This window comes from Photobacterium sp. R1 (assembly GCF_054600795.1).
Genome location: NZ_BAAHZP010001064.1, coordinates 1 through 231, shown reverse-complemented (window position 1 = coordinate 231; position 231 = coordinate 1). Strand labels below are relative to the sequence as shown.

The 231-nt window shown below is 52.8% G+C and carries 1 protein-coding gene; it reads left to right on the top strand.

Annotated elements, in window-relative coordinates:
- Positions 1-231, top strand: a 231-nt coding sequence (locus tag ACYP03_RS28330; RefSeq protein ID WP_459782982.1) for a lysoplasmalogenase family protein, incomplete at both ends; no start/stop codon positions are given.

Sequence of the window (231 nt, the reverse complement as noted above, 5' to 3'; positions counted from 1 at the left end):
GGGACATTTTCCTTATGTTGCCCAAAGACAAGTTTGTGCCGGGCCTGAGCAGTTTTCTGCTGGCGCACATAGTGTATTCACTGGCCTTCTGGAATGAGTTGTCCGGTTCGATTGTATGGTGGCTGCCAGCCTTACTGATGGGGGCCGGTATTATCGTTTATCTGCTGCTGCTGCCGTCTCTGGGCCGTTTGGCTCTGCCGGTCGGAGTATACATAGGGGTGATTGTGCAAA